The sequence below is a fragment of the Variovorax sp. PBS-H4 genome, from assembly GCF_901827205.1.
Taxonomy (GTDB): Bacteria; Pseudomonadota; Gammaproteobacteria; order Burkholderiales; family Burkholderiaceae_C; genus Variovorax.
Genome location: NZ_LR594675.1, coordinates 2302844 through 2326039 on the forward strand (window position 1 = coordinate 2302844; position 23196 = coordinate 2326039).

Consider the following 23196-nt stretch of genomic DNA (forward strand, 5'->3'; position numbering starts at 1 on the left):
CAGCACCCATTCGAAAGCTCCGGACCGGAGTGCTTCAATCCTCAATACAAGAAAGCGGAAGCGGCTCATGCAGCAATGCTGTCCTCAGCCCCATCACGAGTCGGCGACGCTCTCCCGTACCCTCTTGCGATCGACCTTGCCCGTGCCGTTCTCGGGCAACGATTCGACGAAGTGCATCGTGGCCGGTTGATGGATGGGCGACAGGCGCGCGGCCACGGCGCGCCGGATCGTTTCGCATTCGACGTCCGCGCCTTCGGAACTGCGCTGCCGCACGATGACCGCGACGGGGACTTCACCGAGATCTGCATGAGCCTTCCCCACCACACAGCAGGCCGCCACTCCGGGGACCGCCGAGATCGCTTCTTCGATCAGCCTGGGTGACAGGTTCTCGCCTCCGCGGATGATCACATCCTTCAGCCGCCCGGTCACGAACAGGTAGCCGTCTTCGTCGAAACGGCCTATGTCGCCAGTGCGCACCTCCCCACCAGGCGACTGCGCGACGCCATTGCCGCCTTCCAGGAGATAGCCGCTCATCAAGCTCGGTCCGGCAATGCAGATCTCCCCGTCCACGCCGGGCTCGGGGACCCGTTCACCATCGGCGCTGCGCAGATAGACCGACTGGCCCTGGAGCGGTGTGCCGACGGAGCCGAGCTTGCGTCGTGCTGGAGGATTCATGGTGGACGTGCACGTGGCCTCGGACAAGCCGTATGAAATCACCAGTGGCAGGCCGAACTTGTCCTCGATGCGCCGGTGCAGTTCTTCGGTGATCGGCGCGGAGCCACAGCGCATCATGCGCAGCGAGGCGAGCGACGATCGCGGGAAGTTCAGCGGCAGCATGCGCGCGAACATCGTCGGCACGCCGGTCACGATCGTCGGCTGCGCAGCGGCCATCAGGTCGGGCATCTGCTCTGCCCTGAAGCGGGCCCCCAGTACGACGGCGCTTCCTGCCGCGAGCGGCGCCAGCAGCTGGTTGTTCACGCCGTTCGTGTGGTGCAGCGGCATGATGTGCAGCAGCCGGTCGGCGGGCGCCAGCCCAGTGTGCCGGATCACGCCCAGCGCGTTGGCCAGCATGCCTCGGTGGCCCTGGAGCACGCCTTTCGGCTTGCCGCTGCTGCCCGAAGTGAAGAGCAGGAAACCGTCGCTTTCGGGCGCGAGATCATGGGTCCAGTAGAGGCTGTCGAAGGGCAGGGCTTCAAAAGCCAGGCGGCACTCGGCGGCGATTCCGGTGGCCTCGGCCTCGCGCGCGTTCGCCGCATCCGCGACGATCCAGCGGATGCGGGCGACGTCGATGCGCCGCCGTGCTTCTTCCTCGCTCAGCCTCGGTTCCAGCGGGCAGGGGCAGGCGCCGGCGGCCATGGCGCCCAGGATGCCTATCACCAGCTCGACCGAGCGTTCCATGACGAGTGCGATCCGGTCGCCCTCGCGTACGCCCACGTCACGCAGCCCGCCGGCGCAGCGGCCGACCGCTTGGTGGAGTTCGGCATACGTGCAGCGGCGACGCTCGTCTTGAAGCGCAAGCCTTGAAGCCCAGGAAGGATCGGTCCAGCGCGCCTCGAAGAGCTCCAGCAGGTGCGACGCAGCAACGCCCGCTTCACTCATCACAGCTTCACCGCCGCATCGCGTTCGAAACGTCCCGCCGCGTCCAGCGATGCCAGGGCCTCGCGTTCGCGCGGCGTCGGCGGCTCAGCGGGCGCCGCACCGGTGGCGTCGAAGTCGAATCCGGTGCGCTCCCGCACTTCCTGCAGGCTGGCTTCGGGATGCCACGACTGCAGCGCAAGGTGCCCATCCCGCCTCCTGAAGACGGCGATCGGGGTCACGACACCGTGGAAGCCGCCCCACGACGTGCGGAAGTCGAGCTTGTCGACCAGGGTGCGTTTCGAATGTTCCGTGCGCCACGTGCAGGAGCGCTTCGCGGTCGGCAGCATCACCGCGCCACCGCCGCCACCGGGCAGCCGTACCTTGGGCCTGTGCCAGTCGCCGATAACGGAGTTGTTGGCGCAACCCTCCCCGTCGATCTGCGCGGCGCCCAGGAAGGTCAGGTCCATGCGGCCGCGGGTGCACAGGTCGTAGAAGTCCTCGTTGGCGAAGATGGAGGCGGACTGCTCGGCCAGCACCGGGTCAGAGCTCGACAGGGGAATTTTGGACGGCACCGGGTCGACGCCGCCGGCCACGTTGATGTAGGTGAAGTCGAAGTCGTAGGCGCGCTTGGCGAGCAGGCACGCCAGCATCGGCATCGTCGAGTTGACACCACTGAAGGTGATCTCGTTCGGACGGATGAAGCGCGCGAGGTGGGTGACGATGAAGGAGAAGCCGGACCACTCAGACATGGCTGGCCTCCATCGCTTCCGGTGCCTTCGCCATGTGCGCCGCGAGCACGTCTTCGCCTGGCGGCAGGTAGGCCTCGACTGCTGGATAGTCGATCTCGTACGTCGGCCAGCATGAGCCGGGCCATGCGCCGTGCGGTACGACGGCAAAGGCCTCGACCATGAAGTGCGGAACCAATGTCGCCTCCGGCTGACCCGCAAAGATGGCGGTGTCGACCAGCTTCTCGGCGACCACCAGCACGCTGCCGGCAGCGCGGCTCATGATGCGGTCCCAGTGGTGCGTGCCGGCGACGCGAACGTTGCCCTGCACATCGACCTCGCTCGCGTGGATGACCGCGAAGTCCGGCCGGATCGACGGGATCACCCAAACCGGCTCGCCTCCACCATACGGGTCCTCCAGGCACTTCCAGCCGTTCAGGGCAGGGATGTCGCTGCCGTGCAGCCCGCCGCAGGGCTGGAACGGAATGCCGAAGGCGGCGGCGCGCAGGCCCGCGGTGAGGCTGGCGCAGGCGTGCTCCTCGAGCGTCGTGGCGCCGGTCTCGATGGCGCGGCGGTAGTACGGTGCCAGGCCGAAATTGCCTTCCATCGCCACGATTCCCGCACGCACCTTCTTCACCACGCCGGCACGGCAGAGAATGTCGATGTCGTAGCCGGGCGACTGCTTGATGATTTCGAGCTCCGTCTTCCCCTGGCGGATCAGCTCGCGTACGAACGCGAACGGCCCGCGGTGCAGGAAGCTGCCGCCAAGAGCAAGCGAGGCGCCGTCGGGCACCTTCGCCACCAGTTCTTTCAATTCCAGCTGCTTGCCGGAAGCGCCGAATCCACTGCCCATGTTCTTTCCTTCTAGGTAGAGCGGAGGTAATCCGCGATCCGCTGCTTCAGTCCCGGCCGCGCGGCGGAGCGCACGAGCCAGGCCAAGTCAATGTCCGGCTCCCGCGTCGCGAGCACTTCGTAGAGTGCGCTGCGGCTCCACGCCGGCAGAGCCGACGCCCTGAGGCGGGCCTGCTCGACGAGCGCAGGCCATTCCGCCTGCTCTGCGATGCCGTGCAGGAAGCCGAGCTGCACCGCCTGCGGCGCGTCGAAGGTCGCGGCCGCTTCCTGCAGCGACGCGGCATGCTCGCGCCCGACGATCTCGCCGAAGCGGCGCGTACCGAGGACGAGGCCGAACTTCAGTCCCGGCATGCGGAAGCTGGTGTCGGCCGTGGCATGGCGCTGCCGGCAAGCAGCCACCAGGTCCACGCCCGCGCCGAAGGTGCGGCCGTGCGCGAGCGCCACGGTCAGGCAAGGCGAGGAGGCGACCGCTTGCAGCAGCATCTCCACGCGCACGAAACGCAGCAGGAGATCGCCTTCGGTCTGTTGTTCCACTTCGGAAAAATCGAAGCCGGCGCTGAAGTTCTTCCCTTCACCGCGCAGCACCAGCACCTTCGCGCCCTCCGCGGGCGCGCGTTGCACGAGTTCGATCAACGCCTCGACGAGCTGCGACGAGAGCGCATTGCGCTTGCCGGGGCGCGCGAGCGTCAGGGTCCAGACCTCGCCGTCGCGCTGCAAGGCGACCGCGTCGGTCATGCGCCGGACTCCGCGGCCGCAAGCAGCGCGCCCAGTACCTCGTCGTTGTGCTCGCCCAGGCTCGGCGGACGGCGCGAGACCGGGAGGTTCTTGCCCCGGAAGCGCATCGGCGACGCAAAGGTGCGCGTGCGCACGCCGTTAGGCAGTTCCAGCGGCTGCACCCACTCCATGTGCTCCACCTGGGGATCAGCAAGCACCTGCGAATACCGGTTGATCGGTGCACAAGGCACGCCCGCGTCGCGAAAGCGCACCAGCCAGGTGGCCGTGTCAGTGGATGCGAACTCTTCTTCCAGGATGCCCAGCAGCGCATCCTGATGCCTGGCGCGCAGGGTGGGGGAGCCGAAGCGCTCGTCGGCCAGCAGGTCCTCCCGGCCGATCACGTCGCACACGGACTTCCACAGCGCGTTGTTGCCCGCGGCCATTCCGAAGTAGCCGTCCTTGCTGCGGAACACCCGATAGGGCGCATTGCGCGGGTGCGCGGAGCCAAGCTGGACCGGGTCGCGCCCGCTGCCGAAGTACTCGGAGGTCTGCAAGGCGGCAATGCCCAGCGTGGCGCCGAGCATCGGTACGTCGAGGTGCGTTCCCTCGCCGGTGGCTTCGGCGTGCCGCAGCGCGGACACGATGCCGAACGCGGCGTAGAGGCCGGCGGAGAAATCAGCGAGCGGCACGCCGCATTTCACCGGCGGGCGGTCCGGCTCTCCGGTCACGCTCATGATCCCGCTCATGGCCTGGATGGTCAGGTCGAAGCCGCCTTCCTGCGAGCGCGGCCCGCTCTGGCCATAGGCCGAAATCGAGCAGTAGACGAGTGCCGGATTGAGTGCGCTCAGGCTCTCGTAGCCGACGCCGAGTCGCTCCATCACGCCGGGGCGGTTGTTCTCGATCAACACCTGAGCATCCTGCGCAAGGCGCCGCAACAGCATCACGTCGGCCGGCGCCTTCAGGTCAAGCGTCACCGATCGCTTGTTGCGGTTGAGGGAGGCGAAGTTCTCGCTGAAGCCCTCGTTGATCGGCGGCCAGCTGCGCAGCGTGTCGCCGCCGTCCGGATGCTCGACCTTGACGACGTCGGCGCCCATGTCGGCGAGCAGCATCCCGCAGTAGGGCCCGGCCGCAACATTGCAGACCTCGATGACGCGCACGCCCGCCAGCGGAAGAGGGGAAAGTGCCATGGAAGCTTCTTTCTTCAAAGTTTGATCTGTGCCGTCTTCTGCACACGGGCCCATTTCTCGATTTCGGCCTGGACCATCGCCTGCATGCGTTCGGGCGTGGTCGTGACGACGTCAGCGCCGGCCTTGTTCATCGCGGCCAGCAACTCGGGCTTCTTCGCGACATCCCGCATGGCGGCAGACACCTGGCCGACGATGGCCTTCGGCGTGCCCTTGGGCGCGAGCAGGCCGTAGTAGGTGGTGACATCGAAGTCCGCCACGCCGGCTTCGCGCAGGGTCATCAGCTCGGGCAGCATGCTGCTGCGAGTCCCGCTGGTGACCGCCAGGATCTTGATCTTCGGGTTGGCGTAATGGGCGCTGAGCGCAGGCAGCGTCTCGAAGACCACGTCGATCTGCCCGCCCAGCAGATCCGTCATGGCCGGGCCGCTGCCCTTGTAGGGCACATGCAAGAGGCCGACGTTGGCGGCCTGCTTGAAGTACTCGCCGGTCATGTGCTGCGTCGAGCCGTTGCCTGCGGAACCGTAGGTGAGGGGCTGCTTCTGCGCGCGTGCGTAAACGAGGAATTCCTTGACGCTGTTCACCGGCAGCGATGCGCGCACGGCGAGCGCGAGAGGCACCCCCGCGCCCATGGACACGGGCATCAGGTCGGTGTTGAGGTCGTAAGGCTTGCTCGTCGCAGCCACTGCGTGGATGGTGAGCGTGCCGATCGCGGCGAAGAGCAGCGTGTAGCCGTCGCCCACGGAGTTGGCCGCTGCCTCTGCGCCGATCTCTCCGCCCGCACCCGCCCGGTTGTCGATCACGATCGACTGGCCGAGGGCCGAGCCGAGGTGCTGCCCGTAGATCCGTGCCGTGATGTCGTTGGCGCCGCCCGGCGGGTAGGGAACGATCATCCGGATCGGCTTGGAGGGCCAGGACTGTGCGAACGCAGTACGGGTCGTGGCCACCGCGGCGAGTGTCGCGCAGAGGAAGTTGCGTCGCTGCATATTGTCTCCAGTGAATAGGTATTCGTCGCGGGTGCTGTGCGAGTCCCACTGTTCACAGCAACGGGTCAAACGTTCCGTATTCTGGAACTGGGCCATGGCCATTCTCGCCATCGCCCGCGGTGGTTTCAGCCGTTGTAGAAGCGGCGGCCGCGCGTGCGCAGCCACAGCCGCACGAGGTGACGCTTGCGGTCCTCCTCGGCAAAGTCGGTGTAGCCGGTGCGGCGATGGCCCAGCCGGCGGTTGTCGACGATCTGGATCTGGCCCGGCTCGAAGAAGAACTCGCGGATCAGGTGCGGCTGGTTCATCGTGGCTTCCAGCGCCTCGAGCGCGTCCTCGCCAAGTGCATCGAGTTCGATGCCAGCCATCTTGTAGCCATTGACGACGTGCCGATGCGAGAGCCGGCTTGTTAGCCGCCCGTCCGTCACCTGCATCAGCGGGTGGCTGATGACCGGCGGTGCCTCGGGCGCATGCTCATGGTTGCGGTCGAAGAGGTAGGGCGCGAAGAGCCTGTCGATCAGCTTCGGGTGCTTGGCGAGCATCTCGTTGTAGACCGTGTGAAAGCTGACAATGCTGCTGATGCCGCCTTCCTTGGCCGGACGCAGGCACAGCAGTGCGACGTAGTCGGGCGGGCAGAGGTTGTAGCTGTTGTCGGTGTGGAAGTTCTGCTCGGCGTTGGTCACGTCGGGCCTCACGCCATTGCCCGGCGGTCTTCCGAGGTCGCGCACGTCGTAGATCATCTTCCCGTCCCAGCTCTGCGCGACGGGACGGGACACGAGCTGCGAGAGGATCCAGTAGATCGCCTTGGCATCGTCCTTGGAGAACACGTCCATGGGCAACTTGTCGATGATCACGAAGCCGACACCGGTCTCCAGCGTCTCGCGCACACGCGCCATCATGCGGCGGCACGCGTCGATGCGGAACGCGTCGGGCTCCAGCATCTCGACCGGCAAGGGATTGTCCCGAAGCAGGGCCACCACATCCGCCAGTTCGCGCAGGACCTCGGCTTCGAGCGTCACGATGCCGTCCGTCGGCCGCAGGCTCCTGGCGTCCCACACCACGCTGCCCACGAGCGGCGTGCGGGGAATGTTGGAGGCAGGGCTGTGCTCTGCTTCGCTGAGGATGTTGCCCGTGCCTTGCATGAAGTCTCCTGGGTGCATGTGTTGAATGGATGCGAGGCAGTCTAGGAGCGCTCCGCTAGACTTGCCAACGAATTCGGGCGATGGCTATCCATCGCTGGCGGCGATGAACGTCAAGCAACTAGAAACCTTCCTTCAGGTCGTGGAGAAGGGCAGCTTCGCGGCGGCGGCCGAGGCGCTGCACACCACGCAATCCACGGTCTCCGCGCGGGTGAAAGACCTCGAGCACTATTTCGGTGTCGCGCTGTTCGACCGCAGCACGCACAGGGCGCATCTGACGGCCAAGGGCCGTGAGCTGTTCGCCATGTCGCGGCAGGTGGTGGGCGCACTGGAACAGCTGCGCGAGCGCATTTCCGACCGCGCGTCGCTCACCGGCACCTTGCGGCTCGGCGTGGTGGGCGTGGTGGCTGGCACCTGGCTGCCGCCGCTGGTACGTGAACTGCGCGCCCGGCATGCGGCGCTGCAACTGCAGGTGGAGGTGGCGCTTTCCAAGGTGCTTGCACAGAAGCTGCGCGGCGGCGAGCTTGACGTGGCGATCATCGCGGGGCGCCTGGATGACGACGAGCTGCGATGCGAACTGGTCGGCCAGGAGCGCTTTGCGTGGATGGCGAGCCCCGCGCTCGGCGCCGCGCGGGGCGCGATGACCCCGGGCGATCTGGCGGCCTATCCGGTGATCGCCTTCTCGCAGGAGTCCTTCCACCACGCCGCGATGAAGTCGTGGTTCAAAGCCGGCGGCGTGCGTTTCCAGCCGGCAATCACCTGCAACAGCATGGAAGTCATTGCGCGGCTGGTGGCGCGAGGGGAGGGCGTGGGACTGCTGCCTTGCGACTACTACGGCACCGAAGTGTCCCTGGGCAAGCTGGAAATCCTGAATGTCACGCCTGCGATGCCTGGCGTGGAGCTCACGCTGTTGGCTTTCGCGCAAAGACCGACGGCGTTCGTCTCGGCGGTGACCGAGGCGGTCATGGCAGTGCGCCGCGGGCGGCATGCTGCCGCTTGAGCTGGATCACGTGGGAGGAGCCGAGCTCGTTCCAAACCGCAGCCGATTCAACGCCGCAGGCGACCGCTCGCCCGCCAGCGCGTCGGAGATGTCTGCCGCGGTCGCGATCACGGCATCGGCCCACGCCGGCAGCACCGTCTTGCGGAATCGCTCGGCCGGCCCCGAGATGCCGACGGCAGCGATGACGAATCCGCGTGCGTCCATGATGGGCGCTGCAAGGCCATGGACGCCCTCGCGCCACTCCGCGCGGTTGGTCGCAAAGCCGCGCTGGCGGACCTTGCGCATCTCCTTGAGGAATTCGTCGCGGTCGATGATCGTGGCGTCGGTGTGGCGCTTGAGGGCCGCGCACGCGGATTCCAGCACGTGTTCGCGCGCGAAGGCCAGCTGCACCTTGCCCGTTGCGACGCAATAAGCGGGAACGCGCCCACCGATCTGCGTGTAGGCGCGTACCGGCCGTTCGCTGTCAACCTTGTGAACGTACACCACCTCCGTGCCATCGAGCACCGACAGGTGAACGCTCTCGCCGGCAAACTCCATGAGGCTTTCCATCTGGCGCTCCGCATGTCGGCGCAGGTCCAGCTTGCCGAGTACCGCGGATCCGAGCTCCCAGAGCTTGATGGAAGGCGTGTACGCACCGGTTTGTTCGTCGCGCAGCACGAAGCGCGTTTCCACGAGCGCTTGCATCAGGCGATGCACATTGCTCTTGGACATCTCCAGTTCCTTGCCGATCTGGGTCAACCCGAGCGCCTGGCGGCTGCGCGAAAGAAGTTCGAGAACGGCGAGGCCTTTGAGCAAGGTGTTGTTCATACGCAGCGGGAAGGCTATGCCAGTTCGGCAAACCAGTCCAGTCGTTCTGCAAAATGGAACAAAGAAGTGCGTCGACCTGGGGAAGAGCCGCTCGGGCTGCTCCGGTCGCTTGCCGGGATCGAGTTGATGAGCGACAGCGCGTTGCCGTCGCGGTCCGCCACGCAAAGGCCAAAGGCGCGAGGCGCTGGGGCGGCCGATGTGCTGCGAGGCTTCGTGGACGAATGGGAAACCAGCGAGCATTCAGGACGCGCTCTGTATGAAATCCACAAAGGCCCTTAGCGGCGCGGGCAGCAACCGGCGGCCTGGGTAGTAGAGGTAGGGCCCCGAGAAGCGCGGCCACCAGGGCTCCAGGACCGGTTCGAGCGCACCGCTGTCGAGGTGGGGCCGCAGCCAGTCCTCGAACAGGTAGATCACGCCGGCACCGGCTATCGCCGCATCGACCGAAAGCTCTGCCGCTGCGCCGATCCGCACGACCAGTTGCCCGCCCACGTCGATGCGCAAGGTTTCACCGCCGCGTTCGAACTCCCACGGCGGCATCGACCCGCTGGCGAAACGCCCGCGCAGGCAGTTGTGGCCGAGCAGGTCGCGCGGATGCTCCGGCCTGCCGTGGCGATCGAGGTACAAAGGAGCGGCCGCCACGGCAAAGCGCTGCAAGCGCGGACCGATGGGCACGGCGACCATATCCTGCTCGAGCCGCTCGTCGTAGCGAATGCCGGCATCGCAACCGGCGGCCAGCACATCGACGAAGTCGTCCTCCGCGATCACTTCAAGGGAGATATCAGGGTAGGCGGCAAGGAAGCGCGGCACGATCGATGGCAGCACGAGCCGCGCGGCGCTGATCGGCACGTTCAGCTTGAGCGTGCCGGCGGGCCGATCGCGAAAGCTGTTCACCAGATCGAGCGCGGCTTCGACTTCAGTGAGCGCGGGCCTCAGCCGCTCGAGCAGGCGTTCTCCTGCTTCTGTGGGCCGAACGCTGCGCGTCGTGCGGTGGAGCAACCGTACGCCGACCTGAGCTTCCAGCCTTCGCACTGCTTCGCTCAAGCCCGATGCGCTGGCGCCGCTCAGGCGCGCGCCATCGCGAAACCCCTTGGCTCCGGCGACGGCTACGAAGGCGTTGAGATCTCCGAGGTCGACTTTCATTGTTCCGAATTCTGCACGGCCCGTGCCGATTGCGGCCGCTTATCAAACAGAGGTGCGCTGCCTAGACTGGCTTCACCACCCGTTCGACTCTTCGGCTCCTCAGGAAAAACACCATGTCCACAACGCAAACCCCTGGCACCTACACCCTCGGGGACCGTACGGTCCATCGGCTCGGCTACGGCGCCATGCAGCTCGCCGGACCCGGCGTGTTCGGCCCGCCGAAAGATCGCGCGGCCGCGTTGGCCGTGCTGCGCGAAGCGGTCGCCGGCGGTGTCGATCACATCGACACGAGCGACTTCTACGGCCCGCACATCACGAACCAGATCATCCGGGAGGCCCTCGCGCCCTACGCGAAGGACCTTGTCATCGTTACCAAGATCGGGGCGCGGCGCTCCGACACGGGCGGTTGGCTGCCTGCGTCTTCGCCCGAGGAACTGACACAGGCGGTACACGACAACCTTCGGAACCTCGGACTGGACGTGCTGGACGTGGTGAACCTGCGCATCATGTTCGATGTGCACGGTCCGGCCGAGGGATCGATCGAGGCACCGCTCGCGGCATTGGCCGAGCTGCAGCACCAGGGCCTCGTACGCCAGATCGGCTTGAGCAACGTGACGCACGCACAGGTCGTCGAGGGACGCGGCATCTGCCACATTGCCTGCGTGCAGAACCAGTACAACCTCGTGCACCGCGGCGATGACGCGCTCATCGACGATTTGGCACGCGACGGCATTCCATACGTTCCATTTTTTCCACTCGGCGGCTTTACGCCACTGCAGTCTGCCGGGCTTTCCGACGTCGCGCAGCGTCTGGGCGCCACGCCGATGCAGGTGGCGCTGGCCTGGCTCCTGCAACGCTCACCCAACATCCTTCTGATCCCCGGCACCTCGTCCGTGGGACACCTTCACGAAAACCTCGCTGCCGCGAAGCTGGAGCTGCCCGACGACGCGATCGAAGCGCTCGATCGCGTGGCTGGCCCCGTCGTCGGGTGATGGCTTGCCGACCGCCACGAAGACCGGTTCGGTGCCCGTCGCCAGTGCGTCGTAGGGATAGTCGTCATTCCGAGAAAGCGGTCCTTCGGGTTGTCGCCTCGAGACGTCCGGTGCTTCCGGGCAGTTCTTCTGAAGCGAAGGTCGGAAACGAGTCTCCCTGCAGTTCGGTCCCAGTCAAATCTGCTGACCACCACTCCTCAGGTTGCCTTGATTCCAAACCGCTTGATGATTTCGCCGTAGACCTGGGTCTCCCGGCGCATCCGCTCAGCAAAAGGTCCTGCCGGCATCGCGACGAGGTCAGTGCCGAGAACTGCCAGCCGCGAGCGCGAGTCACTGCGGTTGAGGACGGAGAACGCCGCCTTTGAGAGGACATCGACAATCTCAGGCGGTGTCTTGGCAGGAACAAGCAGGCCGTACCAGGTGACGAAGTCGTCGTTCTGCATCATGCCGAGCGCCTCGCCGAGGGTCGGTACGCTCGGCACCAACGGCGAGCGCTTTGGCTGCGTGACGGCAAATGCGACCAGCTTTCCACTGTTGATGTGCGGCAGTACGGGCGGTGCGCCGACGAGTGCGAAAGTCACCTCCCCGCCGAGCGCGGCGACCGTGGCAGGGCCGGCACCCTTGTACGGCACATGCATGATGTCCATGCCGGTCTGCATGCGCAGAACTTCGACGGCAATGTGCTGTGGCGAGCCATTGCCGGGCGTGCCGATACTGATGGCGCCCTTCTTCTTGGCTGCGTCCAGCGCCTCGCGCAAGCTTTTAGCGCCAAGTGAGGGATTGGCGACCAGGATATTCGGCGACTGGGAAACAAGCACCACGGGCGCAAAGTCGTTCACCGCTGAATAGCTCGTCTTCGCCTGTAGCTGCGGCGTGATGTTGAGTTCCGGATTACCGGCCAGCAGTATCGTGTAGCCGTCAGGCTGCGCTTTCGCCACGACCTCCGCACCAAGCATTCCGCCAGCGCCCGCGCGGTTGTCCACGACGACCGGCTGGTGCAACTCCTCGCCCATGCCCAGGGCCAACATGCGGGCAACTGCATCGATGCCGCCGCCGGCTGAATATGGCACGACCATGCGAACGGCCGCGCTGGGATACGAGGAGCGCGCCGCATACGATGGCGATGCGAGCCAGCCAGCTGACGTTGCGCCCATCAGGGCGAGTAGTGTTCTGCGTTTCATCTCTTGTCTCCTTGGTTCGCCTGATTCATCGCGTTACTCAGCCGAGGATGCGTCCGGGATTGAGGATGTTCGTCGGGTCCAAGGCCTCCTTGAGTTGCCTCATTAGTGCGATTTCCCCTGCGGAGCGAGACACCGAGAGGTAGTCCTTCTTCAGACGACCAACGCCGTGCTCGGCACTCACCGTGCCGCCGCAGCCGCGCAGAGCACCGTACGCGATCTCATCCACCTCATGCACGCCGGCCTCGTCGACCGCGCCGCTGATGAGATGCAGGTTGTTGTCGCCCAGGTGCCCAAGGAACAGGTGCTCGGCTCCCGGCAGCTTCGCCTGCAATTCGGCGTCCACCTTCCTGAGGTATTCACCCGTGCGGGCCCAGGGAAGTCCGATGTCAAGCGTCGCCGCCGGCTTGAGATGCGTGAGGACCTCCGGGATGGCTTCACGAATGCGCCAGAAGGCTCCTCGATGTGCCTCACTTGCAGCGATTGCGCAGTCGCTGACCTCGCCCGTCTCCATGGCGTGCTCAAGGGCCGCCTGCAGCGCCTCCTCCATGGGCTGACCAGCATTTCCGGCGGCCTCAATCAGGACGTGCCATGCGCCTTCGACCGGTACAGGCGCCGCGGCGCCTGTCAATCGGCACGCCAAACGCACATAGCGGTCCGACATGAATTCGAAGGCGCACAGCGCACTGCCCAAGGTTCGCTTGAGCGAACGCAGCAGCCGGGGCAGCGCCTCGAATTCCGAAGCAGCGACCCAAGCCGCCGCCGTCTGCCCCATCGGCGGGTGCAAACGCAAGGTCAATCGCGTGATGATGCCCAGCGTGCCTTCCGTGCCAATGAAGAGGAATCGCGGGTCGAGTCCTGTGCTGTTCTTCACGAGACGGGTAAGGGAGGACACAACGCTCCCGTCCGGCAGCACGGCCTCCACCCCCAGCACCGAATCCCGCATCGTCCCATAGCGAATCACACGAATGCCGCCGGCGTTGGTCGCGGCATTTCCACCGACCTGGCAGCTGCCTCGCGCTCCCAGGTCGACCGCAAACATCCACCCGGCCGCTGCCGCCGCCTCTTGCACTTGTTGAAGCGTTGCGCCGGCTTGCACCTGCATCACGCCTTCCAAGGGGTCGATGTCCTCGATGGCGTTCATTCGCTCGAGGTTGATGACGATGTCGCCATCGGAAGGAACAGCACCTCCGGCCACCCCGGTCATGCCGCCCTGCACGGTGATGGACAAGCCCTCTTGCCTGCAGCGCTGCACCAGGGCAGCCACTTCCTCCGTGCTTCGCGGGCGGTGAACTTCACGCGGTCGCCCGACCGTGAGGCCGCTCCAATCGCTCAGGAAGCGCTCTTCGATTTCCGTGATGGTCGTGCTCATGACAGGCGCTCTTCCGGCTTTGCCGAGACCGGGGTCGAAGTGGACGAGCCGAGCTTGTGCGCAGCGTCGATGCCCCCGTGGCGTTCAATCAGTTCCGCCTGGTCGGCCTTGGCCTGCCTGTCGACGAGCTGCGGGTCGCAGATGGCGTAGAGCGCAAGACGCATGTTTTCCAGCACCCCGGCATAGGCCGGGTCCTCAGCCAGGTCGCGCAGTTCTTCCGGGTCTTCCTGCAGGTCGAACAGCTCGGGGCGGAAGGCCACGTAGTGGTGGTACTTCCATCTGCCCTTGCGCAGCATGAATCCGGCCGAGTTGCTGCCGGCGGCGTGGTACTCGCTGAGAATGGGGCGGTCCGGTTCGGGTTCCGACATCGCGACCTCCAGCAGCGAACGCCCAGGCCGGTCCTGCATCTCAGGCGCGGGGTCAATTCCGGCGCCCTCGAGGATGGTTGGGAACAAGTCCAGCAAGTCGACCGGGGTCTCGCAAACAGATGGTGTGATTCCGGGGCCTGCCATCAGCATGGGAACCTTCACGCTCTCTTCATAAAGCGTTGATTTTCCCCACACGCCGCGAGCGCCCAGGTTGTCGCCGTGGTCCGACGTGTAGATGATCTGCGTGCTGTCCGCCAGCCCCGAGTCGTCGAGGGCACGCACTATCTGCCCGACGTTGTGGTCGAGCCAGCTGCACAAACCGTAGTAGGCCGCGAAGGCGCGTAGGCGCTCCTGCGCGTCGGCGAAGCGGTCCTCCGAGCCCATGAAGTCCGCGTACTCCTGCACCCAGGGGTGCCGTTGATAGCCGTTGCTCGGATGGAGCTTGGGCTCGGGCAAGCTGGCCAGCGGGTACAGGTTGAAGTACTCGTCAGGCACAACGAAGGGGAAGTGCGGCGCGACCAGGCCCACGTACAGCACGAAGCCGTGCTCTTCGTTTCGCGCAGCTGCTTCCTTCAACCACTGCACCGCACGTTGGGTCACGGCACGGTCGTATTGGGTATAGGACGATTCCCCCGCACCGATGCGTTCTCCCAGCATCCGCGGGCCGTCCACTCGGGGACGGAAGGGGTCGCGGATGGAGGCCCATACCATCCCATGGCCGCCGACGACGTGCATCGGCAGGTGCTCTTCGTCGAATCCCGCCGGGTCCTCCACGCTGCGATAGTGCAGCTTGCCGATGCTCTCCACGCGGACATGATGTTCCTGCAGCACATGGCCCCAGCCGCGCTGTTCGCCGGTATAGGGCATGGCGTTGTCCCACAGCCGGACCTGATGCACGCGAAGGCCGGTCGCGAAGGCCGCACGCGCTGGAACGCAAATGGGGCTCGGCGTGTAGGCGTTTGTGAAGCGGATGCCGCGCCTGGCCAGCGCGTCGAGGTGGGGCGTCTTGACGAAGGGATGGCCCGAACACCCCATGATTCGCGGGTCATGCTCATCGGACATGATGACCACAACGTTCTTTCCTGGCATGTCTTGTCTCCGGTTGCCTGAGCCTCAGGGGCTCCCATGCATCGGAGTGTGGGCAATGCCAGCGCTCGAATCCAATACCGTCTTGGACTGGGGGGGCTTCAGATTTTCTTATGGCCTGGTTCGATGAGCCGACCGTACAGCAGGCCCGCCTCCAATTGCTGGCGGACGACCTGTGCGAGAAGGTCTCGTACGGCTGCTGCTGCGGGCGAAAGTGGACGTTCCTGGGGCCAGACGATGGCTTGCACCCGGCTCAGGTTCGTGCCGGCGATGGGGCGACCCACGATTGATTTCGCGGCGACAGCCTCGATGCAACTGCTTGGGGGCAGGATGGCATAGGCCAGTCCCTCCTTCACGACAGCGACCAACATCGGTGGACTATTCAGCTCGTATCGGACGTCCAGCGGTTGATCAATTGCGATGGCCGCACGCTCGATGATTTTGCGCAGGTCGTGGGCGCGGTCGGGTGCTGCCAGCGGCCGCAGGGCAAGCTCTGCAAATGCAATCTCCGCCGGTTCTCGCCGCATCAACTTGGCCGCCCCATAGACCATGAAGTGCTCCTCGAACACCGGCACGGCCTCCATCCCCTGCAACTCTGCGGGACTCGGCATCAGGGCGAGCTGCGCATGACCAGCTTCGACTTCCCTCCGTGCCTCAGACGATAGCGCATCGCTCACGGTGAGCCTGATGTCGGGATACGAGGTGGCAACCGCATGCAGGAGCGGCGCGATGACGACACCGGCCACGGAGCCCGCCACCATCAGTCGGACGGCGCCGGCCGGCTGCGCGTCCCGACCATGAACCTCTCCACGGAGCGTATCGAAGCTCGCGATGAGGTCCAGGGCGCGGTCATAAAGACGTTGGCCTTCCGGCGAGAGGTCGACCCCTTTGGCATGACGTACAAAGAGTTTGGCCCCCAGTTCGTCCTCCAGCGCAGCAATGTTCTGGCTTAGCGCCGGCTGCGCGATCTGGAGACGCTGTGAAGCGCGCGAGAAGCTGCGGCTGCGCGCGATCTCGACGAAGTACTTCAGCTGACGGAGTGTGATGTGCATGGTGACCGGGGAAGAATGGCCCGGAGTCTTATTGCTGGCCGCCCACGCATCCACGGGCTTACCCACGCCAGAACCGTTTTAGGGAGCGACCGCTTTGTGCGCATTTTCCAGGAGTGTGTCCAGTGTCGCCTTCTGGCGCATTCTGCGCGTTGCCGCAGAGGCTTACCTCAGGGCCGGTAGTCGAGCGCCCTCTGACCTGAGGGCATCCCGGATAAGAAGATCGAGACGTCCGACAACTCGGACCAACGGCAAGTTCGCCGGCAATCCGGCGATCGAGCTTCATTCTCTCGACGGCGAGATCACTTGCAGCGGCATTGCAAACACACCTTTGGCCTCATCGCCTTTTTAGCGTCTCGAGGAAGAGGATGAACTGTTCGAATGCGAACAGTGTCTTCTCCAGCCTCTTGTAGTCTTTTGCATCGGTTGCCTTCAGTTCCCTTTGCGATGTGTGCCGCATCAAGAACATGTCCAGCGAAAGGCCTGAGCGACGCAGTCGACTTCACGAATCGCGAAAGATGTACCACTGGGGCTGACGCGCTTTGTCATGATGGTCCTCTTGGCCCCCGCTTTGCCGCGCACGAGTATGCCGTTGCGGGAGCCGGTCGGATAACTTGAAGTACTCAAGCTTCCGAGGGGGAAAAGCCACTCCAGCGAATCGTCCTCGGTTGCCAAGAATCCATCAAGGCTCGTAGATGTGTAGTACTGGGTTTTCAAGGTCTTTCCGATGCAATGGTTGCTTCGTGATTCGGCGGCGCCACGAGTGAGCGAGGATATTGGATCAGCTTGTCGAATGGGTCCCGCGAAGAATCGGCGCACGCCCCAAGGTTCGTCAGCAGGACCGTATTCAATGCCCCAGGGTGCTCGCGGCCTTCACAGGTGCTGGCGACGCTCCTAGCCCTTCACTTTGCTAGGCCGATCAACATGTAGCCCCCGTTCGGCCCGCGTGCACCGACGACTGCGGTGAGCCCCGCGCCTTGCACTGCGAACCAGTGGCCCGGGCCGGCCGTCGTGTCCGCACGGATGTTGAGCGTGGTGGGCTGCCCTATCGGTTGGAGACCGAAGGCGAGCGAGCCGCTGCTGGCGTCCGCGCGGACGAAGTTGTAGCCAAATTGGGTGGTGTCGAGGGCTATGGGCCCCCAGGTTCCGTCGGTGTCAGAAGCGATGCCAGTCGTCAGAGGCCAGGCTGCGACCTGTGGCGTCCCGACGCGGAACACGACGTCACCGTTGGGTGAGCTGCCGGCCGAGAGATAGACGTTCTGCCCGTTGATTGTCGCGACCGAGAAGGCGCCGCTGTCGTTCGGATTCGCCACGTTCACGATGCGCCAGCTCGACGGCGACGTGCCGGGGCTCACCGTGTACGTCATGAGGGAGGCCGGAGGGCAGTTGACAGGCGGCGTGATTGCGACTTCGTTGCACATGAGCACCTGCGCCCCGCCCGCCGTGACCTCGATGCCACGAATGTTGGAGTCGCGACCGCTCGAGTTCAGGTTAATGCCCAGCCTGTTGTAGGTGCCGGCCAACGCGGCCTGCGAGGTAACGAGCGCGTTCGACGCGATAAAGGGCTGTACCGCGAACGTCGGCGTCGCCGCAGTCAGCACGGCGAACGGAAAAGCGCCCACCACAGTGTTGGCCGCCAGCCGGAAGCGCGCGTTGTTCACGGGCGTCGAGATGCGCGAACTCTTGAAAACATAGCCGTCGCTCACCTGAGGATCGGTGACGAAGGCATCGGTCACCACCGCGCCCGCGCCATCCGTCAGCGTGTAGCTCATCGTGTCGAAGTTCAATGCGAGCGTCAGCTGCGAACCATTGGTGGAAAAAACACGATAGGACGCATTGCGCGCATTACCCGCCGCGACCTTGAGCACAGTATCTTTGGCCAGCGACGCGTTTGCGGTGGCCCTGGCAGTGACCGTGAAGGTGGCCGCATCCGTAGTCGTGTTAACGATCTGGGCGCTCCACTTGGTGCTCGTCGTATCGGGATTGCGCAGCGTTACCGCGTCGGCAGGAGCGCTGGCACTGCTCCAGTTGGCGTCCTGGTTCGGCGCGACCTCCACGGTGTCGCCCGGCTTCACGGGAAACTGGCCGTTGGCGTCAGCCGCAGCGGTCGCACCGTTGACCTTGACCGTCGTGCTCATAGATGCCGGTGCGGTCGGCAAGATGGGCAGCATGCCGCCGCCGCCTCCACCCCCTCCGCCTCCGCATCCGACCAGTCCCATCGTCAGCATCGCCCACGCAGCGACCGCACTCCACAGTTTCATTTGTTGGTTCCTGAAGTTCATCGTCATCGCAGCCCCGGCCCGAAGGGCTCGGCACTCGCGCCGCAGAATGTAACTGCTTGAGACATTGAAACATCAAGAATGGACCAAAGTACTAGTTCTGCGTCGCGTGAAGTTGCGTCTCTACAACGGTTCGCCTACAGATTAGTCGGCGTATTCGCCGGCGTCCTTGATTGCCTTCGCCCATCGCTTCTTCTCCGCTTCGACGAACTTCTTGTGGTTTGCCGGGTCGAGGCGCTCGTCGGTGACGACGGTCAGGCCAAGCGCCTCCTCACGCTTGATCAATTCGGGGTCTTTCAGGGCGGCGCGCAGTGCGCTGTTCAGCGTGGCCAGGACTGGCGCTGGCGTTCCCTTCGGCGCGTATAGCCCATGCCACACCTGGACATTGAAATCCTTGAGACCCGACTCGGAGAGGGTCGGCGTGTCCCTGAGCGCCGGCAGTGGCAGGCGCTGCAGGCTTGTGATGCCATACGTCTTGACCTTCTTACCCTCGATCTGCGGCACAGCGTTGACCGCCTGCTCGCACATCAGGTCCACCTGGCCACCGATAAGGTCGGTCATGGCCGGCGCCGTTCCCTTGTAGGGGACGGTTGTCATGGTGATCTTCAGCGCGTCCTGGAACATCAGGCCGCAGAGGTGCGAGGCGGAGCCTAGGCCGGCATTGGCAATGTTCACAGACTTTCCGTTTGCAGCGATCCATTGTCGCAAGTCGGCGAAGTTATTCGCCCCGAGCGATGGCTTGCCGATCACTACCGACGGGGCTTCATTGATGAGACCTAGCGGCTCGAAGTCATCGGGCACCTTGTAGCTCAGCTTCCGGTACAGCGCAGGGGCTGTGGCCATGCCGATGTGGTTGACCAGCAGGGTATAGCCGTCCGGGGTTGCTCGCGCTACCTTGGCAGAGCCGATCGTCCCGCCCGCACCAACGGTGTTGTCGACGATGATCGTCTGACCCAGCGGTTTGCGGAGTGCCTCGGCAAGATCTCGGGCTATCTTGTCCGTCGGCCCGCCTGCCGCGAATGGCACCACCAGGGTGATCGGCTTGTCGGGGAACTCGGCCAGCGCCAGTGAGGCGGCGCTGGCCAGCGCCAGTCCGGCGACGAAGCGCATCGAGTTTGTCATGTTTGTCTCCAATTCATGTTGTCGAGGTTCACGCCGATAGGGCCGCCATCTCGCGGTACAGGTCCGCCTTGCCTTCGAAGCCAATGCCAGGCAGATCCGGCAGCGTGACAAAGCTGTTCTCGACTCTCACGCCATCCGGGAAGCCACCGAAAGGCTGGAAAAGGTCCGGGTACGACTCGTTCCCGCCCAATCCGAGGCCGGCCGCGATGTTCAGCGACATCTGATGGCCACCGTGAGGGATGCAGCGACTGGCCGACCAACCGTGTTCCTTGAGCATGTCGAGCGTGCGCAGGTACTCCACCAAGCCGTAGCTGAGGGCGCAGTCGAATTGCAGCCAATCACGGTCGGGGCGCATGCCGCCGTAGCGGATCAGGTTGCGTGCGTCCTGCATCGAGAACAGATCCTCGCCCGTGGCCATCGGGTTCTTGTAGAAGTTGCGCAGCGCCGCCTGCAGTTCGAAATCGAGCGGGTCGCCCGGCTCTTCGTACCAGAAGAGGTCGTATTGCGACAAGGCCTTGGCGTAGGCGATGGCGGTCTCCAGGTCGAAGCGGCCGTTGGCGTCGACGCAGAGCTTCTGGCCGTCCTGCAGCACTTCCATGATCGAGTCGATGCGGCGCAGGTCCTCATCGAGCGAGGCGCCGCCGATCTTCTTCTTGACGACGGTGTAGCCGCGGTCGATGTAGCTGCGCATCTCGTCCTTGAGCTTGTTGTGGTCCTGACCGGGGTAGTAGTAGCCGCCGGCCGCATAGACGAAGATCTTGCGGTTCGGCTTGCCATCGCCGTAGCGGTCGGCCAGCAGTTGAAACAACGGTTTGCCCTCGATCTTTGCGGCCGCATCCCAGACCGCCATGTCGATCGTGCCGATCGCCACCGAGCGCTCACCGTGGCCGCCGGGCTTCTCGTTGGTGAACATGGTGTTCCAGATCTTGTGCGGATCGAGGTTGTCGCCGGTGGCGTCCACCAGCGCTGCCGGATCCGCTTCGAGGATGCGGGGGATGAAGCGCTCGCGCATCAGCTTGCCCTGGCCATAGCGGCCGTTCGAGTTGAAGCCGTATCCCACCACCGGCTTGCCGTCACGGATCACGTCCGTTACGACGGCGACCAGGCTCAGGGTCATCTTGCTAAAGTCGATGTAGGCGTTGCGGATGGGCGAGCTGATGGGGATAGTCTTCTCGCGGATTTCGACGATCTTCATGGTTGTCTTCAGGCGGGTTGGATGGCGAGACTGAATGGTCGGCGACGCATGCTTTTTCGGCCAATGTTCAATTTCTCAACTTCTATGCGCTGGACGAACCGCTATGAATCTGATCTGGCTGGATGACTTCCTGGCGCTCGCGGCCACGGGGAATTTCTCGCGCGCGGCAGATGACCGGCACAGCTCGCAACCGGCCTTCAGCCGGCGCATTCGCGCACTGGAGGAATGGATCGGGGCCGATCTGTTCGACCGCAGTTCGCAGCCCGCTACGCTGACCGAAGTCGGAGAGTGGTTCGCCGGCGTGGCGCAGGAATTGAACGCCAGGGTAGCGCGGGTGCCCGGCGACGCCAAGAAGATCGCCGAGGCAAGCTCGGTCACTTTGCGAATCGCATCCACGCACGCTCTGTCGTTCACATTCCTGCCGCGGTGGTTGCGAAGTCTCGAATCGCACACGACGCTCGGGCCGGTGCAGCTCATGTCCGATGTGCTCGAGCGTTGCGAAGCACTGATGCTGCAGAGCAAGGTTCAGTTCGTGCTGAGTCATGCGCACGGCAAAGCACACGGCGCGTTGGACGCGGAGCCCTACAGCTCGGCTCGGATTGGCGAGGATGTGCTGGTCGCTGTGTCAGCGCCGAACGAAGGAGGCAGCGCGCGCCACCCATTGGGGAGGGGCGGCATTGCGGTTCCCGTCCTCCAGTACACGGAGGAATCTGGGTTGGGACGCATCATGCGCGCCGTTCTGGGGCGCAGGCTGGAATCGCTGCCGGTTCAAATCGTCTTCACCGCGCACCTTGCCTCGGTTCTTCGGACGATGGCGCTCGATGGCAGAGGCATTGCGTGGCTGCCGCAGACGCTTGTAGAGGATGACCTTGGCCAAGGCCGCCTGGTCGCTGCAGCCAGTAGCGAGTGGGCCGTCCCGCTGGAAATCAGGCTCTACCGCGACAGCGAGCTTTTGGGGAAGGCGGCCAACGCCTTGTGGAATACCGCTGTTGGCGACTGAGCCGCGTGAGCCGCCCTTCCCCGCACGCCGAGCGCGGTCTTAGATCGCCCCAATCCTCAAGCCGAATCGGCCTTCTCCAGCGGACTTATAGCCCGGCCGCAACAGTCGTGTAGGCGAAGTCGCGGCTACGTACTTTCGCAGCGTCGTGTTCGGATTTCCCGGTTGAGAGCATCAACGTAAGAAGAGCAAGCACGAAGCATGTGATCAGCGCACCGATCCCGAAGGCATACACGAGACCGAGGGTGACCAGGGGAGTCAGAAGAAGGGCGAATGATCTAAACATGTGCGTCATCATGAGCACGGACCACGCATTCGTCAGTGACCGATTTCACGGCGGGGCGCTACTTCTTGCGGCGTCTTGCCAGGGCCCAACGGAGCACGACCGGCACTGTTCTATTGTGTGAAACTTGATTCTGGTTCGAGACCATGTGCTGGCAATTTTGCTGTCTTGCTGGCCGCCTGCTCATGCATCAGCGCCGCAAGAGGGATGCGCGTTCCGTGAACAGCTGGGCCATGCGCGCATGGGCAGTTTCGATGATCTCGTCCTGCCGGCGCTCGATGTGCTTCCCGAGAAGACGGGCGCATGATTCGGCGTCACGGTTCCTCAGCGCCTGCACGATGGCCCTGTGGGTGTGATGCGCGGCTTGGCGTGTGGGTCGGCCCACGTCGATCCATCGCACGAACTGGATTCGTGCATTGATGTTGTCCAGGACACGTGACATCTCCAAGTTGCCGGCCAGCGCAACGAGGCGCTCGTGGAACTGCTCGTCCTGTGCAATCAGTTCTGCCGCGGGGCATTCTTCCCCGGTGAGATCGTCGCTCACCATCGCGGCAAGCGCGTCCACCTGCTCCGTGCTGGCGCGTTCTGCGGCCAGACGCGCCGCTGCCGTCTCGAGGGCCGCACGCAGCTCGTACAGGTCGAAGAGTTCCTTGGGGTCGAGTTCCCTGAAAAAGAAGCCCTTGCCGGGCACGGACCGCAAAAAACCCTCAGTGGCCAACCGGTTGAGCGCTTCTCGCAGAGGGGTGCGCGACACGCTCAGTTCCTTGGCCAGTTCGCCCTCGTTCAAGCGCTCACCGGGCAAGAAGGAATGCGTGATTGCCTTGGCGCGAAGCGCCTCATAGACCGCCGCGCCGACCTTGTCTGCGCCCGAAGCACGGTCTTGTGTATGAGCAATGGACATGTTCGTTCGATGAGCGACGCCTGACCTTGGCCGGAAGGGCTGCTCGCAGACAGCGCTCTGGATGGATGCGGGGTCATTCCCGAGCCGATCGATCATAACCCTGTTGCATTTCTCTCTGAGTTCTGCGCAAAATACAGTTCTGTATTCAGAACGACGTTCTGTCTGCAAGAATTTCTTTGTTAGGGCATGAATCACCTTTGCTGTTCTTCGCGAGAGCGCTACGCGGCATCTGAGATGCGCTCAACCTGGGGTGCG

Annotated in this window: 21 protein-coding genes and 1 pseudogene; 4 read left to right on the forward strand and 18 right to left on the reverse strand. The window is 64.5% G+C overall.

The window, feature by feature from the left end:
* Positions 1 to 93 precede the first annotated feature (93 nt).
* From E5CHR_RS11065 to E5CHR_RS11095, 7 genes are all read right to left on the reverse strand, one after another.
* The gene (locus tag E5CHR_RS11065; RefSeq protein ID WP_162579715.1) at positions 94 to 1599 is read right to left on the reverse strand and encodes a class I adenylate-forming enzyme family protein; all 1506 of its coding nucleotides are present in this window, start codon (positions 1597 to 1599) and stop codon (positions 94 to 96) included.
* Positions 1599 to 2327 carry a CoA-transferase subunit beta gene (locus E5CHR_RS11070; RefSeq protein WP_162579716.1) on the reverse strand — a complete coding sequence of 243 codons (729 nt, stop codon included), beginning with the start codon at positions 2325 to 2327 and terminating at the stop codon, positions 1599 to 1601. Before E5CHR_RS11070 ends, E5CHR_RS11065 begins: the two co-directional genes overlap by 1 nt.
* Positions 2320 to 3156 carry a CoA transferase subunit A gene (locus E5CHR_RS11075; RefSeq protein WP_162579717.1) on the reverse strand — a complete coding sequence of 279 codons (837 nt, stop codon included), beginning with the start codon at positions 3154 to 3156 and terminating at the stop codon, positions 2320 to 2322. Before E5CHR_RS11075 ends, E5CHR_RS11070 begins: the two co-directional genes overlap by 8 nt.
* 11 nt (positions 3157 to 3167) lie before the next feature.
* Positions 3168 to 3890, reverse strand: coding sequence for an enoyl-CoA hydratase/isomerase family protein (locus E5CHR_RS11080; RefSeq protein WP_162579718.1), 723 nt, complete (start codon positions 3888 to 3890; stop codon positions 3168 to 3170).
* Entirely contained in the window at positions 3887 to 5056 is a 1170-nt protein-coding gene (locus E5CHR_RS11085; protein ID WP_162579719.1) for a CaiB/BaiF CoA transferase family protein, read from the reverse strand. Before E5CHR_RS11085 ends, E5CHR_RS11080 begins: the two co-directional genes overlap by 4 nt.
* A 14-nt stretch (positions 5057 to 5070) precedes the next feature.
* The gene (locus E5CHR_RS11090; protein WP_162579720.1) at positions 5071 to 6036 is read right to left on the reverse strand and encodes a Bug family tripartite tricarboxylate transporter substrate binding protein; all 966 of its coding nucleotides are present in this window, start codon (positions 6034 to 6036) and stop codon (positions 5071 to 5073) included.
* A 125-nt stretch (positions 6037 to 6161) separates the two neighbouring features.
* The gene (locus tag E5CHR_RS11095) at positions 6162 to 7175 is read right to left on the reverse strand and encodes a TauD/TfdA family dioxygenase (RefSeq protein ID WP_162579721.1); all 1014 of its coding nucleotides are present in this window, start codon (positions 7173 to 7175) and stop codon (positions 6162 to 6164) included.
* A 61-nt stretch (positions 7176 to 7236) separates the two neighbouring features.
* Between E5CHR_RS11095 and E5CHR_RS11100 the strand changes: the two genes are divergently transcribed.
* A complete protein-coding gene (locus E5CHR_RS11100; RefSeq protein ID WP_162579722.1) occupies positions 7237 to 8172 on the forward strand; it encodes a LysR family transcriptional regulator in 936 nt (311 codons plus the stop codon).
* Positions 8173 to 8178: 6 nt separating this feature from the next.
* Here the strand turns inward: E5CHR_RS11100 and E5CHR_RS11105 are convergent, their stop codons facing one another.
* The gene (locus E5CHR_RS11105) at positions 8179 to 8979 is read right to left on the reverse strand and encodes an IclR family transcriptional regulator (protein ID WP_162579723.1); all 801 of its coding nucleotides are present in this window, start codon (positions 8977 to 8979) and stop codon (positions 8179 to 8181) included.
* On the opposite strand from E5CHR_RS11105, the gene E5CHR_RS11110 reads away from it, so the two are divergent.
* The gene (locus E5CHR_RS11110) at positions 8863 to 9258 is read left to right on the forward strand and encodes a hypothetical protein (RefSeq protein WP_162577772.1); all 396 of its coding nucleotides are present in this window, start codon (positions 8863 to 8865) and stop codon (positions 9256 to 9258) included. The genes E5CHR_RS11105 and E5CHR_RS11110 overlap by 117 nt on opposite strands.
* Here E5CHR_RS11110 and E5CHR_RS11115 read toward each other — a convergent pair.
* The gene (locus tag E5CHR_RS11115; RefSeq protein WP_162579724.1) at positions 9220 to 10119 is read right to left on the reverse strand and encodes a LysR family transcriptional regulator; all 900 of its coding nucleotides are present in this window, start codon (positions 10117 to 10119) and stop codon (positions 9220 to 9222) included. The two genes, E5CHR_RS11110 and E5CHR_RS11115, sit on opposite strands and share 39 nt — an antisense overlap.
* 113 nt (positions 10120 to 10232) lie before the next feature.
* Between E5CHR_RS11115 and E5CHR_RS11120 the strand changes: the two genes are divergently transcribed.
* Positions 10233 to 11111 (forward strand): aldo/keto reductase family oxidoreductase, encoded by an 879-nt coding sequence (locus E5CHR_RS11120; protein WP_162579725.1) that lies wholly within the window; start codon positions 10233 to 10235, stop codon positions 11109 to 11111.
* Positions 11112 to 11308: 197 nt separating this feature from the next.
* Here E5CHR_RS11120 and E5CHR_RS11125 read toward each other — a convergent pair whose 3' ends face one another.
* The 8 genes and pseudogenes from E5CHR_RS11125 to E5CHR_RS11155 all read right to left on the reverse strand — a co-directional run bounded on the left by E5CHR_RS11125 (position 11309) and on the right by E5CHR_RS11155 (position 20760).
* Positions 11309 to 12292: a Bug family tripartite tricarboxylate transporter substrate binding protein gene (locus tag E5CHR_RS11125; protein ID WP_232062035.1), complete on the reverse strand. Its 984-nt coding sequence runs from the start codon at positions 12290 to 12292 to the stop codon at positions 11309 to 11311.
* Between the two features lie 37 nt (positions 12293 to 12329).
* Positions 12330 to 13661 carry an FAD-binding oxidoreductase gene (locus tag E5CHR_RS11130; protein WP_162579726.1) on the reverse strand — a complete coding sequence of 444 codons (1332 nt, stop codon included), beginning with the start codon at positions 13659 to 13661 and terminating at the stop codon, positions 12330 to 12332.
* On the reverse strand, positions 13658 to 15118 hold the full coding sequence (locus tag E5CHR_RS11135) for a sulfatase-like hydrolase/transferase (RefSeq protein WP_162579727.1): 1461 nt from the start codon (positions 15116 to 15118) through the stop codon (positions 13658 to 13660). The genes E5CHR_RS11130 and E5CHR_RS11135 overlap by 4 nt, the downstream gene beginning before the upstream one ends.
* Before the next feature lie 98 nt (positions 15119 to 15216).
* Positions 15217 to 16167: a LysR family transcriptional regulator gene (locus E5CHR_RS11140; RefSeq protein ID WP_162579728.1), complete on the reverse strand. Its 951-nt coding sequence runs from the start codon at positions 16165 to 16167 to the stop codon at positions 15217 to 15219.
* Positions 16168 to 16770: 603 nt separating this feature from the next.
* A pseudogene (locus tag E5CHR_RS31725) lies at positions 16771 to 16881 on the reverse strand (dihydrofolate reductase family protein); the annotation flags it as partial.
* Between the two features lie 185 nt (positions 16882 to 17066).
* On the reverse strand, positions 17067 to 18452 hold the full coding sequence (locus E5CHR_RS11145) for a hypothetical protein (RefSeq protein WP_162579729.1): 1386 nt from the start codon (positions 18450 to 18452) through the stop codon (positions 17067 to 17069).
* 135 nt (positions 18453 to 18587) lie between these two features.
* Entirely contained in the window at positions 18588 to 19565 is a 978-nt protein-coding gene (locus E5CHR_RS11150; RefSeq protein ID WP_232062036.1) for a tripartite tricarboxylate transporter substrate-binding protein, read from the reverse strand.
* A 28-nt stretch (positions 19566 to 19593) separates the two neighbouring features.
* A complete protein-coding gene (locus E5CHR_RS11155; RefSeq protein WP_162579730.1) occupies positions 19594 to 20760 on the reverse strand; it encodes a mandelate racemase/muconate lactonizing enzyme family protein in 1167 nt (388 codons plus the stop codon).
* A 103-nt stretch (positions 20761 to 20863) separates the two neighbouring features.
* Between E5CHR_RS11155 and E5CHR_RS11160 the strand changes: the two genes are divergently transcribed.
* A complete protein-coding gene (locus E5CHR_RS11160) occupies positions 20864 to 21760 on the forward strand; it encodes a LysR substrate-binding domain-containing protein (protein ID WP_162579731.1) in 897 nt (298 codons plus the stop codon).
* A gap of 470 nt (positions 21761 to 22230) precedes the next feature.
* On the opposite strand, the gene E5CHR_RS11165 is transcribed toward E5CHR_RS11160, so the two are convergent.
* Positions 22231 to 23109: a GntR family transcriptional regulator gene (locus tag E5CHR_RS11165; protein ID WP_232062037.1), complete on the reverse strand. Its 879-nt coding sequence runs from the start codon at positions 23107 to 23109 to the stop codon at positions 22231 to 22233.
* Positions 23110 to 23196: the final 87 nt, after the last annotated feature.